We start from the raw sequence: 15,065 nt of genomic DNA on the forward strand, positions 1-15,065 counted from the left end.
ATTCGCTAACTGGATTAACGGTTAGATAGGCTTTTGGATTTAACAAATGCCCAGATCTTTTTGGTCATCTCACTAGGAGCGATTGGTTTCTTACCAAATACTTGTTCTACAGTTTCTTGACGACCTGCAAAACTAATTGCGTATCCTCCAAATGCTGGTTTCTTTGTTTTTGATTTAGTAGCGGCCTTTCTTTTAGGTGCAACTTTCTTTTTTGTTGCAACTTTCTTTTTTGTTGCAACTTTCTTTTTTGTTGCAACTTTCTTTTTTGTTGTAGTTTTCTTTTTTATTGCCAATTTCTTGTAATTTCATTTGAGATAAACTATAAGAACTTACACTTTGATGTAATTGATTACAAGATGATTTTTAAGCCTCTTAACAGATTTTAATTTCAAATTAGGAGAATTAACTATTCTGGCAAATCCTATTCCTTCAACTAGAGAAGTAGCATTCTTTCCTCCAATAAGATAAGGGGACAAAGTAATAATTAATTCATCAAAAACATTATTTTTAATAAATTCCCAATTTACAGTTCCTCCACCTTCAACTAAGAGAGTTTCAATTTTTTTAGTAGAAAGTTTTTTCATTAATGATTTTAAATTAATAGAAGTTTCTCCAGAAATAATTATTTCTACAGGAAATTTTTTTAATTTCAATAAATTTGTTTTACTAATTTTTTTTGAAACAGCAATTATAGTTGGAATTTTATCACTTGTCTTAATTATTTTAGAATTTTTTGATATTGTGCCTTTAGAATCTAAAATTATCCTTGTAGGGTTTTTTCCTTTTATGTGACGTACTGTTAGTAATGGATCATCACGTAACAAAGTATTTTTTCCTATAAGAATTGCATCCACATTTGATCTTAATTTATGTAATCTAATACTATCTTTGGTTGATGAGAGTTTTGAATCATTTGAACGTGTAGAAATTTTTCCATCAATTGATATTGCGGCACTCAAAATTACATGCATGTTAGATTTTTCCATGTACAATATTTCCTCCGATCATAACTGCTTTGATTGTTGATTCAGATGCTCTATGTACAATTGATGCATAAGGATTATGCATAGGTTCTAAATCCAATGCGTGTTTATCAAGAAAAATACAATCTGCTATTTTTTTTGTTTGGATAATACCAATTTCTTTTTTTAGAATTTTTCCAGCGTTTACTGTTGCCATTTTAAGAATTTCTTTTGGATCTATTCTCTTTTTTTTAATTCCCATTGTTACTTTCCAAAGATAATCCATTTCACGAAACATATCTGGAGAATTAATCATCACATTATCTGTACCTAATCCCAATAGACATCCAGCATTTTGCATTTTTTCAATGTCAGGAATTCCTTCAGATAGTGAAGAATTCGCTCTGGGGCAAACAATTATGCCTCTAGTTTTCTTAGATGTAGCCTCCATATCACTCTTAGAAGCATGAGTCATGTGAATTAAAAAATCAGGTTTCAATGATAGTGCTCTAAAGGTTTCAGATTTTCCAGTTATTCGTTTTGATTTTTGTACACTTTCTATAGTCTCAGAAGAATGAATTGCTCGTAATTTTTTTGTTTTGGAATACGACTTTAATACAGATTTACTATGTTCATTTGCACCACTAATACCAATCCCATCACAGATTTTTACTAAAGAAGGAAGTTCAAGAAGTTTTTCCTTTGGTAAAGGAGTGTTTTTTTTTATTTCTGATGTATTTTGGTGAAAATCTAGTCTTCCAAGAAGAATTGCACGAATTGGTAGATCATCAACCACTTTTTTAAGTAAATTTGCACCATCTAATCCCCCTTCTCTAAAATCAACAAATGTAGTAATCCCTTTTTGAATCATAGAATGACAAGTATTTTTCATAAATGTTGAGAGATATTCATTAGAAGTATTTTTTAAAATTTTAGATTTAATTCCATACATAGGATGAATTTTTTGATTTACTGTAGTGTTTAATGAGATATCTTTACCAATTGAATCTGCAATATGTGTATGGGAGTTGATGAATCCTGGAATCAACAATAAGCCTTCACAATCAATTGTATCTTTTTTTGATTTTGATTGTATGTTAGAATTAATTTTTTGAAATTTATCATTTTTAATTAGAATATCAACATTTGAAACAAAATCTAAATTTTCACCAATTAAAGCACTGATATTTTTTAATAACATTATAATTCATAAACATCAGGTTTTTGTTTTCCTGAATCTCGAATTTCACGGATTGTATCAAGAGATTTTGTAGCTAATTTCACTGCATCTCTACTAGTTTTAGCATTTCCAATTCCACAATTCAAAGAAATTTGTTCATCATTTTTAATCATGTCAATAAAATTTTGAACTGAATTTTTTGCGTCATCACTTGCAATAACCATATAATTATCACCACCCAAAAAAAATGAAAGAGAATTTTTTTTGATAAAATATCTACCAATTTTAGAATATAATTCAAAAATTTTTAATGAAATTTCATATGGAGAATTATCTTCTCTTTTTGATTTTAGATCATCAACATCCAAATGCATTAATGAAACACTGTATTCTAAACTGTTATCAATGAATCCATAGATATTATTTTCTTCGTTTAATATTATATTATTTTGTTTACCATTGTATGCTTTTAGATTAGCATCAAATGGAGATTCCCCATATCCTATTGAAATAGTTAAACCAACTTCAAATAATTCTTTAAGTGATTTTTGAATTTCAATATGATCATCTAAAGTTAAACCATTTGATACAACAAAAAATTCATCAGATTTATTTAAAAATACCAAACAATTTTTTGCAGAAAACAATTCTTGTATTTTTTTATAAAGAGAAGATTGTAACATTTGTAATTCATGTTCTCTATCGCTACCTAATGTTAAAGTCCAAGGCCCATATTCAGTAATTTTTAAAATACTTAATTGGATCATTGTTAAATTTTTTCCAATTCTTTAGAAATTGTAACAAGTGCTTCAATTGCTCGTTCTGCAACAGGTCTAATTCTGGCATAAGCATGTCTTTCTTGCATTCCAGGTCCAGTTATTCCTAGAGAAACAGGTTTTTGATATTTTAGTGATAAATCAGTTAGAGATCTAGCTGTTGCATGAGATATTACTTCATCATGTTTAGTTTGACCTGTGATAATAGCACCCAAAGTAGCAACACCATCAACATTTTGATTTTGTAACAATTTATCTACAATTATAGGCATATCATAGGCTCCAGGAACCTTACAAACATAAGATATTGTTAATTTCATCGAATCTGCCTTTTCTTTTGCAACGTCTAACATGCGGGATGTTACCTCCTCATTAAATTCTGAAACTACAATGGCTATATTCAAAATTAATTCACCTTGGTGTATTCTAAAAGTTCTTTTCCATCAATTAATGGAATGCCATGTTGTTTTCCAAATTTTTCTGCTTTATCTACAGATAATGCAGAATAAGTTTCAGCATCCATCATTTCACAAATAGCTGTTACAGGAGTCAAACCAGCAATCTGAGTTAAGTACACAGACATTTCTGTGTGCCCTTGACGTGATGCCAATAATCCTTCTGACGCAATCAATAATGGAACATGTCCAGGGGTTTTAAATGAAGATGTGAATTTTTTCTGTTTGTTTTCAACTTTGTAAATATTTGCCATTTCCAAAATAGTTAATGCTCTATCTTTATCGGTGATTCCAGTATAAGTTTGATAATGATTTACTGATAATGAAAAGGTTGGATAATCGCCATATGGAGCTAAACCCATAATCATTTCTTTATTTGACATAGATGAACTTGCAAGTGTATCATGCATATATTGTAATTCAAGAGATTTTGCAAAATTATTTTCAAGAGCAATACAAAGTAAACCTCCAGCATTCTGTCTCATTCTTGCAATATGTTCGGGAGTGATAAATTCTGCTGCAACAACCATATCAATTTCATTTTCACGTCCTGCTGAATCAAATAATAATACAAATTCACCACGTTTAAGGGATTCAAGTCCAGTTTCAAGTGACATATACAAAAATTATTTCAATCTAAGTATATAGTTTACTAAAAAATGGGTAATTACCACTACAATAGTAGATAATTAGCCTTGCTTTAAAATATACTTTCCAAGAATGTCAGTTTCAATATTAACCTTATCTCCAACTTTCTTGGTATGAAAATTTGTAATCTCGATCGTGTGTGGGATTAAAGAGACAGATGCTAATGTCTTTTTAACATCAACAACAGTTAAACTAATTCCGTCAATTGCAATAGAACCTTTCTTAACAACATATTTTGCTAAACTTTTTGGAACTTCAAAGTAAACTTGAACTTCCTTAGATTTTTTGATAATTTTTTTAATTATTCCAACACCATCAACATGTCCTAAAACAAAATGTCCTTCTAATCTATCACCTGCCTTCAAACTTCTTTCAATGTTTACTACTCCACCAACTTTCAAATTTCCAAGATCAGTTTTTTTTGTTGTTTCTTCAATCATTTCAAAAATACATTTAGATTTTGATATCTTTGTTGCAGTAAGACATACACCGTTTAGTGCAACACTTTGTCCAATTTTTAATCCCTTGACTTGTTTGCCTAAATCAATAGTCATTTCAATTGCGCTACGATTTTTTGTGATTTTTGAAATTTTATTTACTGTTCCAACGCCTTCAACAATACCGGTAAACATAAAAAAATTACAATATCTATGTATAAAATGATTTAGTTAATTCTCAACAAAAATTATTTTGAATCAGAATTTTGAAATTCATCATTACAAAATTGATGAAAAACAGTACAGTTATTCTCTTTAGCATCTGACATGATTTTTGTCATATCTTTGTTGAGTACACCCTGAGCAGCTAAAAATGATTCATCAGGCATGTTTAGCTTTTTATATAATTTTGATTTTGCTGGAGGTATTTCCCTTAAGCTTGAATCAATTCGTTGAGCTAAATCATAATAATCAATTGCATCTTGAAAATTACCTAAATGACTTAATGAAATGGCTTTATTCATTAACGCTGTTACATCATTAGGATCAATAACAAGTGAAGTATCATAATATCTAATTGCATCTTTATGACGATCTAATTGATTTAATGAAATACCCATACTATTTAGTGCCCAAATATCTTTTGGGTCAATTGACAAAAGGATATCACATAATTTTAGAACTTCATCATATTTTTTCAAACTTTCTAATGCAAAAATTTTATTTTTTAATGCATATGTATCAGTATTTTTGATTTCAAGAACTTTATCACAATATGTAATGGCTTCTTCAAAATTTTTTAGATATATCAAAGATAATGAGATATTTTGTAAAGCAAGCATGTCATTAGGATCTTTCTTTAGTAAATCCTTGCAATAATCGTATAATTGATCATATCTTTCACTATTAAAAAATCGAGTAATTACATTGGTTGGATCAAGAAGGTCAATCATTCTCTTATTCTACAATTTCTAAAAGTGCTTTTGCTTGTTTGTGATGAACTTCATCTATCATTTTTCCATCAACTGTTGTTGCGCCTTTACCTTTTTTTGTAGATTCCAAATACACTTTACAGACTTTTTTTGCCCACGAAATTTCAGTTTTATTTGGGTAAAATGATTTATGTACTGTAGAGATTTGATCTGGATGAATTACACTTTTACCAGAATATCCTAAGCTTTTTCCAAAATTGCAATCTTTTTTTAATCCTTTCAAATCATTTAGATCCTGCCAAATACCATCAATGGCAGATATTCCTGCAGCTGCAGCATCAACAGGTATTTTGTATCTGGAATATTTACCACCTGGTGCATCTTTTGTGTATTCAACACCTAAATCATTTAGTAAATCAAAGATACCAAAAACAATTGCAGTTACGCGCTTTCCAAATGATGCAATTTGATATGAATTTACTACACCTTCTGCAGATTCAATGGATGGAATGATTTGAATGGGTTTTAGTTTTTTAGATTTTTCTAAACTAGAGAGAAGTTTTTGGATTTTTTTAAGTTCAGAAACATTATTCACTTTAGGAATTACAATCCCATCAATTCCTTTTTGAACAATTTCCTTTAGATCAGATGGAATTTTTCCAGATAACGGAGAATTAGTTCTAACAAAAATAGATGAAGAATATTCTGAACGAGATTTAAGTGCATTTTTAATTAATTTTCTAGCACTGGTTTTTTCATCATCCGGAACAGAATCCTCTAAATCAAAACAAACAATATCAGCCTGAAGCTTTTTTGCTTTTTCTAGAAATCTATGATTATTTCCGGGAACAAAAATGAGACTTCTGAAGAGCTGAGTCATTAAATGACTATGCGCCTTCAGGCTTCAATATGATTTTGCCGAAGAATTTACCAGTTAACATTTTTGTGTGAGCCTCTGCTGCTTGCTCAAATGTATAAACTGAGTCAATTGCAGCTTTAATCTTTCCTTGACCCATCCAGTATAGACCTTGATCTAATTCAGCTTTTGTTCCTTGTGTTGAACCTAAAACATTGATTCCTTTAAAGAAGATGTGTCTAAGATCAATTTGTGCGTCATAACCTGTTGTTGCACCACATGAAACAAGAGATGCACCATATTTGAGTAATTGGAGTTGCTTGTTAAAGTGAGTTTGACCAATATGATCAAATGCAAGATCAATTCCAGGTGCTTCACCTTTTGTTTTTGCAATTTCTTTACTGATTTTGAAGACTTGTTTACTCCAGTCATCTTGTCTATGATCAACTGCATAATCAGCACCTAATTCTTTACATTTGTCTAATTTGTCTGGACTTGCAGTGGCAATAACATCACAGTTGTATAATTTAGCAATTTGAATTGCAAAACTTCCAACACCAGAACCACCACCCATAACAAGTACGGTTTGACCTGGAGTAATGTTGGCTCTGCCAACTAACATGTGCCATGAAGTAAGAATTGTCATTGATGCAGCTGCTGCATCTTCATATGATACTCCTTCTGGAATATGTGAAACATTAACTTCTGGTAGATGAACTTCTTCACTATATGCACCCCATAATGGACCAGTTTGGAAACCCCAAACTTGTCTTCTTGTACAATCAAATTCTCTTCCGGAAGTACAAGCACTACAAACTCTACATGCTAAATTAGAATGAGAAACAACTCTGTCTCCAACTTTGAAACCTTTTACATCTTCACCTACGGCAATTACATCTCCAGCTACATCTGAACCTGAAACGTGTGGTAGAGGAATTGCAATTGGAACTCCTCTCATTCCCCAAATATCATTATAATTTAGGGCAGATGCTTTGTTGGTAAAAACTACCTCATCTGGTTTTGGCTTCGGGGAATCAATATCTTCAACCTTGAGAATTTTTGCATAATTATCATCTGGTGCATATTCACGGTATACGACTGCTTTCATGATTTCAATCTAATTTTCCCCTAATTATATTTTATTGGGGATTATACTCGATTTATTTTAAAATCACGTTTTGGTTGTTGTGTAGAAATAAGGATTTGTTTTAATTGATCGTCAGTTATTTGTCCAGGCATTTTGCCTTGTGTAGCCATTCCAATTAGATATTGCTCGACTAGATCGGATAACTCAGGTTTGACCATTTTGATATTATTTAATCTCATTCTGGCTTCAGGAGTTAAAATTTGTTTTAGGATTTGCTCTTTTTGTGCTACTTGTTCATTATTTGCGTGATCTTGTGGCAAATCATTTGGTTCAGGAAAACTCATTTTGATCTAACGATAAATTTTCAATTCAGGTTTTTCTAAAATTAATTCATTAAGGATTTCTGTAGCAAGTCTATCTAGTTTTTGCATTCCAGTTTTAGAAACAACTCTACCTTTCTTTTCAATTATTTCCAAATAGCCAAGTTTTTCTAATCCATGAATTGCATTACGAACAATTGCACCGCTTGCGTCTCTATGATGGGCAGCTCCATATCCATATGGTTTACCTCCGCCATAATCTTTCTTTAATTCATTAACTCCAATTGGACCATTAAAGTAAATTTTTCTCATAATTGATGCACATCTAGTATGCCACCATTCACTGTCTTGGGGCGGTTTTTCTGCATGTGCTCCAGTTTTGACAAATGGAGTCCAAGAAGGAGCAGGAATATCTTCACTTTTTAGAATATTAGCTAATCTCTCAATTAACACATCTGCTGGTACATCATAGACTTTTGCCATAGACTGAAAAAATCGATAATCGTCTTATAAATCATTTTAAGAGAATACGTGTAACAATTTGAGAATTCAGGCAGAAAGGAATTTTAGATAGATCGCTAATTAAAGAAAAATTCTCAAATTAAAAGACAGGCTAAAAAGAAAATTAGTCTAGTAGAGACTCTTTTTAGAAAGTTATGCCATATAGTATACATAATGAAAAAAGATTGGCGTCAAGATGGAGAAGGTGGTAAAAATAGATGGTCAAAAGAAAAAGAAAGTGATACAGAAGAAGAATTAAAATAGATTGTATTGATTTATTGAATTTCTAAAATTCCTTCTTTAATTAAGAATTGAATTCCTTGAATGAAAGCATCATCATCAATTGCACCAGCTGCCCACCATTCTGCATTATTTTTGATCCAACTTGGAATTTCATTGCCAGAACTAGCTCCTTGTGTAGTTGATGGTATTTCTAAAATTCCTTCTTTAATTAAGAATTGAATTCCTTGAATGAAAGCATCATCATCAATTGCACCAGCTGCCCACCATTCTGCATTATTTTTGATCCAACTTGGAATTGTGTCGGCTATTTCTTTAGTTACAATTGATTGAGAATTAAATTCATAATTGGATGTAGATACAAGAAAGTTTTCAAAGTTATTAGAATATTGACCAGTTAAAATTAATTTAAATTCATACTGATCATCATTTGGGATGTAAATCGATTCTTGATAAATTCCATCTGGAGCTACAATACCAATATATTTTTCACCAGTTCCAATATTTGACCAGATTTCTTTCCCTGAAGAATCAGTAATACCATAAACAAACAATAGATCTTTTACAGAAATATTATTTTTATCATAGAAAGAAAATGTAAATGGAATATTTTTGCCAGTAATTAATTTAGAATCCCAATAAATTTCTCCATTCATATTATTTTCAAAAGAGAATTTAATATCATTAAAATTTATTTTTTCGCCAGATAAAATTTCTAATTTTATTGAATCATTGTTTGATGTTGAAAGTAATTCATTTTTTATTTCTAAAAGATCATTATGAGGAACCTCAATTTTTATTGAATTTTTATCCGGGTTTGAAATATTAAATTCATAAAATTCATTATCAATTTTTACATCATTAAGTGATATCAATAATTCACTATCTTCTGGAATAGACGAAAAATCTTTGTTAAATGAGATTATCTGATTGATACTTGAACTATGACTATGATCATTCCAGTCAAAGGGTATTTCATAGGATATTTTGTTGGATGTCTCATCAAATTTGAAATTAGAAATTTCATCATTGTGAGATTTTACTGATATTGGAAATTCTTCAGCTGATGCAGTTTTAATTTCAAAGATTTGTTTGTCTGGAAGATGTAAAAAAGTTTCAAAAAGTAAGTCTTGAGTAGTCAAAGTTTTTGGATTAGTTGCACCCACAATAGAGACTTGGACAGAATATTGTCCACTTTTATCAAAAATAGGTCCTTGGATAGTGGGGATTGAATCTCCTCTAGCATAGTATCCACCAGCTATGGCATGTTTTTCGCCATTGTATATAGTACATTTCCAAAGTTCTTTTTCTTGACATCCAGTTGTAGGTTTAATTTTTAGTTCTAATTTTCCATCTTCATCATAAAAATACTCATTTGCAACTAAAGTATCATCTTGAAAAATCTTAACACGATATGTTACACTTTGTATGTTAACATCAGTTTCACTATCAAAAAATCTTATTGATAAATTTGTAGATTTTGAATCACCAAAACTAAAATCTTCTGGGAAAAGAGTTGTGCTGACTGCAACTTTTAATCCATCAAGATCGATTGGAGGAGCTAGTGCACCAGAATGATGTTGAGCATATGCCGGAGTTATTGAAAATACAAAAAGAACCACAAATATGGCTAAGATAAATTTTAGAACCATAATTGTGTTGATTTTAAAGTTATTAAAATATAATTGCTAATAATCAGGAAATTAGTTTACGATATGTATGACCGCACAAATTACACGAGATTCTGATCGATTTAACAGATGTTCTTCCTAAACGAATTCTTGAATTAATTCCTGGAGCAATGAATGATTTACATTTTTTGCAAAAAACTATTCGAAGATCATATGGCATTCGAATTTTATACTTGCTACTAATTCTACGTGCAATAGATGCTTGTCTTTGTGATAATTCAGGATCGGTTCTAGCATTACTGATTGCATTATCAATTAAAATTTGCATCCTCTCCATAGCAATTTTGTAAACTATAGGCTTCACAATAATTTGTAAAAATACAGGTAAAAATTAGTTCTGATTAAAATTTTAGACTGCAGTCAGCGGGATTCGAACCCGCGTCACAGGGTTGGAAACCCCGAATACTAACCAGGCTATACTATGACTGCGCTGAAAATAAAACCAAAATTCCTACATAAAAATGGTTTTTTCGTACTCGTAAAGGATTCTAGATACAACCACGTGACCTTCAAAAGATTGACTTCCAACAGAATATAGATTTGTAATTTTATTTTGAATAGAGTCAGAAAAATGACCTTTTTGAAATCCACCAAGGACAATACATGAATTATCAGGTATTTCAGATGCAATTTTTGGATATGAACTCAATTCTCCTTCTGTAGAAAAACCAATAACGCTAGATGGATTAATTTGTTCAATTAGTTCTGAAAATGTTTGTTCTTTAACATCAAGTAATAATTCATTTTTTGACATAATTTTTTTCTCTTGAAATAATTTTTCAATTACACCTTCAAATCTATGATAAGATTTTGGAATATGAACATTTTTTCCAAAACGTATTACTTTATTATCAATTGTATGAACAAACAAATTTAATTTATTTTGGTAGTACAATGGAATTGTCGTAGCTTCAAGTATTGAAAAATGAACAAGATCCGGACGTCCACGTTTAATTTCATTTTTTATTCCCTTCATTGCAGCAAAATGCCATGAATTATCCAATAAAATTTCTGAAGGGTGTTTTCCTAATTTTTTGGCATGTGAAACTATCGATGGATGTTCTTCTAATTCATAGGGTACAAGTTCAAGTGCAGATTCAGATAAAATTAAAGAAATCATTTTAGTTTAACATTTGAATTTGAGTTTTAAATTCATTCCATCCAATTTTACCATTTTGATTAACATCTACAAGACCTGTATTGCAATTATACTGATTCAATCTTTCAATTACATGTTCACTAGTACCCATACTAGAACCACCACCTAAAGTAATGGTTTGATCACCAATTTTTTGCTCTTCTTTTACACAACTATTTACTTGTTGATCAATGTATCTATACCAGGTCATAAATTCAATATTTGATTCATTTTGGGCATAAAAATCAAATAATTTCTCTACAAATATTTTTTGAGAAACATCATCTCCTTGTACAAAATCAGAAGTACTCCAACTTATTTCAAAAAATCCAATTTTTTTATCTGGAACTATTTCAAAAATCTGATTTAAATCTTCTATAGATTCATCAGGATTTTTATCAATTTCATTTAACGAATCAGTTGGAGTATAAGAGAATGCAACAAAATCACCTAATGCTAATTCTTCAACAACATTTTCAAGATTTTTATTCAATACATTATGTAATGCAAATGAATTACCAAATTTCACATCAGGATGTTTTTCTTTTATTCTATCATATACATTAGAAAATAATTCTTGATATACAGGAATAAATCGTTCGTTGTATCTAAATTGGGATTCAGTTTCACCAGCAATTACTATAGAATCAATAATATGATAACGTGAAAGAACAGCATCCAAAACTGTAACTAATTCATCTTGATTAATTCCATTTAGTGTAGGTTTTCCAATCCATTGGGGAAACGGTCCCAATGTTTCTCCATTAATGATTGAAAAGTATAAAGTTACTTTGTGATCATTTTTTTCATTTAATCCCATCAAAATATCAGATTGTGACCAATCAAATTTTCCCTCTACAGGTTCTATCACATTCCAATAGAGGTAAACATTACTTCGACCAATTCCAGATGAAGATGCACCAGCAAAAATCTCATCTAATTGGTGTAATGTAACAGATGAAGATGGTGAATTGATTACCATTCCAATTGATTCGTTGTTTGATTGAGTTGAAATTTGAGTTGTCATGTTAGTAGTGTCAAATGTAAAATCATCAGATGAAATTAAAGCAAAAACTACTGCAATTACAACAAAAACAGGAATAATTGTGCTTACTTTCTTTTTATCCATGAGGATAACAAAATAAAAGAAAGTAAAAAAGTTGTGATTCTGTTATTTATCCAGAAGTACAACCACTGTATCCGCATTCAATACAGATACTACAACCTTCTACAAAGACAAGATTGTTTTTACATGTAGGGCACAGACGTTCCTCTGCAACTTCTTGTTTTGGAGCTTCAATCTTTATTTCTTCATCATGAACTTTTAGTGCCAGAGATGTAGCTACTTGTGTTTTGATGTAGTTGTTTGTAATATGTTCATTGATGTAATCAGTCATGTATTGACTAGGGGTTACTTCAAATGTTTTTTCTGCATTTTCACTTGTCATATGAAGAACTTGTTTGTGTCTGGAACCGTCACGGTATACAGTCATACCTTTTAGTCCAAGTTCATGAGCCAACAAGTATGATGATTTAACATCTTCAGCTGTTACATCATATGGCATATTGATTGTCTTTGCAATTGCATTTCCAATCCAATCTTGCCATACACTTTGAGCCATAAGGTGATCAGCCCAGTGGATATCCATTGCAGTAACAAAGACTTCTTGCATCCATTGTGGAATTTCATCAATTCCACTCAATGAACCATAGTTATCAGCAATTTTCTCAAGGATTGCATCAGTGTAAAGGCCTTCACTTCTAAGAGCTTCTTCAAGAATCTTATTTGTATAAAAGAATCTTCCAACAGTTACTCTTTTCTCAAATACAAGTGCAAATGCCGGTTCCATTCCATTGGAACAATCTGCAATCATAGAAAGTGTACCAGTTGGTGCCACAGTAGTAGTTAGTACATTTCTAATTCCATGTTTTTTGATCTTTTCAATTAATGGACCCCATTCAAATGAATGAGCATTTTTAGATTTTTCATAATATCCTGCTACTGGAATTTTACCTTCTGGATATTCTGTCTTGGAACATAACGGGAATTCACCACGAGATGTAGCAAGTGCAACACTTTCTTCCATAGAATAGTAAGTCAGGGCTTCAGAGAGTTTTGATTGGAGTTCATAACCTTCTTTGGAATTGTATGGGATTTTGAGTTTGTACAATAGATCTGCTACTCCCATTACTCCCAATCCAATTCTTCTAGACTCTTTTGAGGCTACATTGATTTCTGGAACAGGATAATGATTTACATCAATAATATTGTCCAAAAATCTTGTTGTTTTTCTAATGATTTCCTCGTATCCTTGCCAATCAAATTCATAAGAACCGTCTGCTTGTTTTTGGGCATAGTTTACTAAATTGATTGAACCTAGATTACAAGATTCGTATGGGTAAAGACTTTGTTCACCACAAGGATTTGTTGCTCTAAGTGGAGCTTGTCTTGCTTTAGCAAATACATTGTATTTGTTAATTTGATCAAAGAAGATCAAACCAGGTTCTGCACTTTTCCATGCAGATAATGCAATTAGATCAATTAATTGGTGTGCATTAATTTCTTTAACTGGTTTTCTGTCTCGTGGACTTCTTAAAACGTAATTTCCATCTTCAGTGTTTACAAGTGCATTCCAGAAATCTTCCCAAATACCAACACTGACGTTAAAGTTTTCTAAAACACCAGGTTCTGTTTTGTTTGTAATGAATTTTTCAACATCAGGATGCCATGCTTCAATAATTCCCATGTTTGCACCACGTCTTTTACCACCTTGTTTAACAACTTCAGTAACTGTATTGATGATGTTCATAAAAGATACTGGACCGGATGCAACACCAGAAGTTGATGCAACAATGTCTCCTTCTTCACGAAGATCAGAATAATTAATTCCTACTCCACCACCAGATTTGAAAATTAATGCAGCATCAGAAGTAGATTTCATAATCTCTTCCATACCATCATTCATTCCAAGAACAAAGCATGCAGATAGTTGTCCTAACCTTCCACCAGCATTCATCATTGTTGGTGAATTTGGCAAAAAGTTTTGTTCTGTCATCATTTCAAAGTATTCAGAAATCTTGTCAGCATAAGACTCAAGTTTTTTTGCTGCTAATAAGGTCAAAAGATCTTTGAAACTTATTTTCATGTGACCTTTGTTTGCAAGTGTTACATAGTGATTGATCAAAGATCTAAAATGCCACTTGTTGAAGAAATAATCTCCTACTTTGAATTTATAATCAAAAGCATCTAATTTTTCAAGATATAACTTTGCTTCATCTATGTCTTGTTTGTTATTACCAGATTTATCATATATTTGGGAATCATACAGCATATCACCAATTCCGACCAGAATTGCTACTCTCTCAAACATTTGTGTTGGAGTCTCAGTAATCTCATTTTTGGAGTTTTTAAAGAGGTATCTTGAGGCTAAAACTCTCAAACAATTGAGATCAAATTTCTTTGAAACTGGATCTAAGGACTTTAAGTTTAAAACTCTCATCTTTTCATCTCGAAGTTTTCGTCTTTCGTGTCTATATACTATGTAAGATTTTGCGATATCACTGTTACCACTATCAATCAAAGTTGACTCTACAATATCTTGAATATCTTCTACTGTAGGTGCCTTTTCACTAGTGAATCCCTGTTCAACAAGTTTGTTAAGCACATCTCCTGCTAGTTTCTCTGCAACACCACGGTCGGCTTTGGAGGTGGCGGCATATGCCTGGTATATGGCATTTGAAATTTTATCTATATCGAAAGCCGTAACTGTACCATTACGTTTACGGATCTCATTGATCGTATTTTCTATTTGTGAATTATCCATTATAATATCTCCTGTGGT

At 31.2% G+C, this 15,065-nt stretch carries 17 protein-coding genes and 1 tRNA gene; all 18 read right to left on the reverse strand.

The window, feature by feature from the left end; all coding sequences use genetic code 11:
* Positions 1-14: 14 nt before the first annotated feature.
* The 18 genes from AW732_RS07800 to AW732_RS07885 all read right to left on the reverse strand — a co-directional run bounded on the left by AW732_RS07800 (position 15) and on the right by AW732_RS07885 (position 15,047).
* Positions 15-293, reverse strand: coding sequence for a DNA topoisomerase (locus AW732_RS07800; protein ID WP_067960971.1), 279 nt, complete (start codon positions 291-293; stop codon positions 15-17).
* Between the two features lie 36 nt (positions 294-329).
* On the reverse strand, positions 330-986 hold the full coding sequence (locus AW732_RS07805; protein ID WP_067960972.1) for a 2,5-diamino-6-(ribosylamino)-4(3H)-pyrimidinone 5'-phosphate reductase: 657 nt from the start codon (positions 984-986) through the stop codon (positions 330-332).
* Positions 973-2,163: an amidohydrolase family protein gene (locus AW732_RS07810; protein ID WP_067960976.1), complete on the reverse strand. Its 1,191-nt coding sequence runs from the start codon at positions 2,161-2,163 to the stop codon at positions 973-975. The genes AW732_RS07805 and AW732_RS07810 overlap by 14 nt, the downstream gene beginning before the upstream one ends.
* Positions 2,163-2,909 (reverse strand): GTP cyclohydrolase IIa, encoded by a 747-nt coding sequence (locus tag AW732_RS07815; protein ID WP_067960979.1) that lies wholly within the window; start codon positions 2,907-2,909, stop codon positions 2,163-2,165. The genes AW732_RS07810 and AW732_RS07815 overlap by 1 nt, the downstream gene beginning before the upstream one ends.
* A gap of 2 nt (positions 2,910-2,911) precedes the next feature.
* Positions 2,912-3,322 (reverse strand): 6,7-dimethyl-8-ribityllumazine synthase, encoded by a 411-nt coding sequence (gene ribH, locus AW732_RS07820; RefSeq protein ID WP_067960982.1) that lies wholly within the window; start codon positions 3,320-3,322, stop codon positions 2,912-2,914.
* Between the two features lie 2 nt (positions 3,323-3,324).
* Positions 3,325-3,990: a 3,4-dihydroxy-2-butanone-4-phosphate synthase gene (gene ribB / locus AW732_RS07825; RefSeq protein ID WP_067960985.1), complete on the reverse strand. Its 666-nt coding sequence runs from the start codon at positions 3,988-3,990 to the stop codon at positions 3,325-3,327.
* A gap of 72 nt (positions 3,991-4,062) precedes the next feature.
* Entirely contained in the window at positions 4,063-4,653 is a 591-nt protein-coding gene (locus AW732_RS07830; RefSeq protein WP_067960988.1) for a riboflavin synthase, read from the reverse strand.
* Between the two features lie 53 nt (positions 4,654-4,706).
* Positions 4,707-5,411 carry a tetratricopeptide repeat protein gene (locus tag AW732_RS07835; RefSeq protein ID WP_067960998.1) on the reverse strand — a complete coding sequence of 235 codons (705 nt, stop codon included), beginning with the start codon at positions 5,409-5,411 and terminating at the stop codon, positions 4,707-4,709.
* A 4-nt stretch (positions 5,412-5,415) separates the two neighbouring features.
* Positions 5,416-6,270, reverse strand: coding sequence for a CoA ester lyase (locus tag AW732_RS07840; RefSeq protein ID WP_067961001.1), 855 nt, complete (start codon positions 6,268-6,270; stop codon positions 5,416-5,418).
* Positions 6,271-6,277: 7 nt separating this feature from the next.
* Entirely contained in the window at positions 6,278-7,354 is a 1,077-nt protein-coding gene (locus tag AW732_RS07845) for a zinc-binding dehydrogenase (protein ID WP_067961005.1), read from the reverse strand.
* A gap of 41 nt (positions 7,355-7,395) precedes the next feature.
* Positions 7,396-7,677 carry a DNA-binding protein gene (locus AW732_RS07850; RefSeq protein ID WP_067961016.1) on the reverse strand — a complete coding sequence of 94 codons (282 nt, stop codon included), beginning with the start codon at positions 7,675-7,677 and terminating at the stop codon, positions 7,396-7,398.
* A 6-nt stretch (positions 7,678-7,683) separates the two neighbouring features.
* Positions 7,684-8,136, reverse strand: coding sequence for a 30S ribosomal protein S19e (locus tag AW732_RS07855; RefSeq protein WP_067961018.1), 453 nt, complete (start codon positions 8,134-8,136; stop codon positions 7,684-7,686).
* A 293-nt stretch (positions 8,137-8,429) separates the two neighbouring features.
* Positions 8,430-10,046, reverse strand: coding sequence for a peptidase (locus AW732_RS07860; protein WP_156416091.1), 1,617 nt, complete (start codon positions 10,044-10,046; stop codon positions 8,430-8,432).
* A gap of 43 nt (positions 10,047-10,089) precedes the next feature.
* Positions 10,090-10,353 carry an RNase P subunit gene (locus tag AW732_RS07865; RefSeq protein ID WP_082697441.1) on the reverse strand — a complete coding sequence of 88 codons (264 nt, stop codon included), beginning with the start codon at positions 10,351-10,353 and terminating at the stop codon, positions 10,090-10,092.
* Between the two features lie 87 nt (positions 10,354-10,440).
* Positions 10,441-10,514: transfer RNA gene (locus AW732_RS07870), tRNA-Gly, on the reverse strand.
* A 22-nt stretch (positions 10,515-10,536) separates the two neighbouring features.
* Positions 10,537-11,205: a ribosome biogenesis protein gene (locus tag AW732_RS07875; RefSeq protein ID WP_067961023.1), complete on the reverse strand. Its 669-nt coding sequence runs from the start codon at positions 11,203-11,205 to the stop codon at positions 10,537-10,539.
* Between the two features lies 1 nt (position 11,206).
* A complete protein-coding gene (locus AW732_RS07880) occupies positions 11,207-12,352 on the reverse strand; it encodes a hypothetical protein (protein WP_067961025.1) in 1,146 nt (381 codons plus the stop codon).
* Positions 12,353-12,398: 46 nt separating this feature from the next.
* Positions 12,399-15,047: an adenosylcobalamin-dependent ribonucleoside-diphosphate reductase gene (locus tag AW732_RS07885; RefSeq protein ID WP_067961027.1), complete on the reverse strand. Its 2,649-nt coding sequence runs from the start codon at positions 15,045-15,047 to the stop codon at positions 12,399-12,401.
* Between the last annotated feature and the right edge of the window lie 18 nt (positions 15,048-15,065).

Source organism: Nitrosopumilus sp. Nsub (assembly GCF_001541925.1).
Lineage (GTDB): Archaea > Thermoproteota > Nitrososphaeria > Nitrososphaerales > Nitrosopumilaceae > Nitrosopumilus.

Coding starts and splice junctions, on each gene's coding strand:
- AW732_RS07805 (WP_067960972.1), bottom strand. CDS start 986: ATGGAAAAATCTAACATGCATGTAATTTTGAGTGCCGCAATATCAATT.
- AW732_RS07810 (WP_067960976.1), bottom strand. CDS start 2,163: ATGTTATTAAAAAATATCAGTGCTTTAATTGGTGAAAATTTAGATTTT.
- AW732_RS07815 (WP_067960979.1), bottom strand. CDS start 2,909: ATGATCCAATTAAGTATTTTAAAAATTACTGAATATGGGCCTTGGACT.
- ribB (WP_067960985.1), bottom strand. CDS start 3,990: ATGTCACTTGAAACTGGACTTGAATCCCTTAAACGTGGTGAATTTGTA.
- AW732_RS07830 (WP_067960988.1), bottom strand. CDS start 4,653: ATGTTTACCGGTATTGTTGAAGGCGTTGGAACAGTAAATAAAATTTCA.
- AW732_RS07835 (WP_067960998.1), bottom strand. CDS start 5,411: ATGATTGACCTTCTTGATCCAACCAATGTAATTACTCGATTTTTTAAT.
- AW732_RS07840 (WP_067961001.1), bottom strand. CDS start 6,270: ATGACTCAGCTCTTCAGAAGTCTCATTTTTGTTCCCGGAAATAATCAT.
- AW732_RS07845 (WP_067961005.1), bottom strand. CDS start 7,354: ATGAAAGCAGTCGTATACCGTGAATATGCACCAGATGATAATTATGCA.
- AW732_RS07850 (WP_067961016.1), bottom strand. CDS start 7,677: ATGAGTTTTCCTGAACCAAATGATTTGCCACAAGATCACGCAAATAAT.
- AW732_RS07855 (WP_067961018.1), bottom strand. CDS start 8,136: ATGGCAAAAGTCTATGATGTACCAGCAGATGTGTTAATTGAGAGATTA.
- AW732_RS07860 (WP_156416091.1), bottom strand. CDS start 10,046: ATGGTTCTAAAATTTATCTTAGCCATATTTGTGGTTCTTTTTGTATTT.
- AW732_RS07865 (WP_082697441.1), bottom strand. CDS start 10,353: ATGCAAATTTTAATTGATAATGCAATCAGTAATGCTAGAACCGATCCT.
- AW732_RS07875 (WP_067961023.1), bottom strand. CDS start 11,205: ATGATTTCTTTAATTTTATCTGAATCTGCACTTGAACTTGTACCCTAT.
- AW732_RS07880 (WP_067961025.1), bottom strand. CDS start 12,352: ATGGATAAAAAGAAAGTAAGCACAATTATTCCTGTTTTTGTTGTAATT.
- AW732_RS07885 (WP_067961027.1), bottom strand. CDS start 15,047: ATGGATAATTCACAAATAGAAAATACGATCAATGAGATCCGTAAACGT.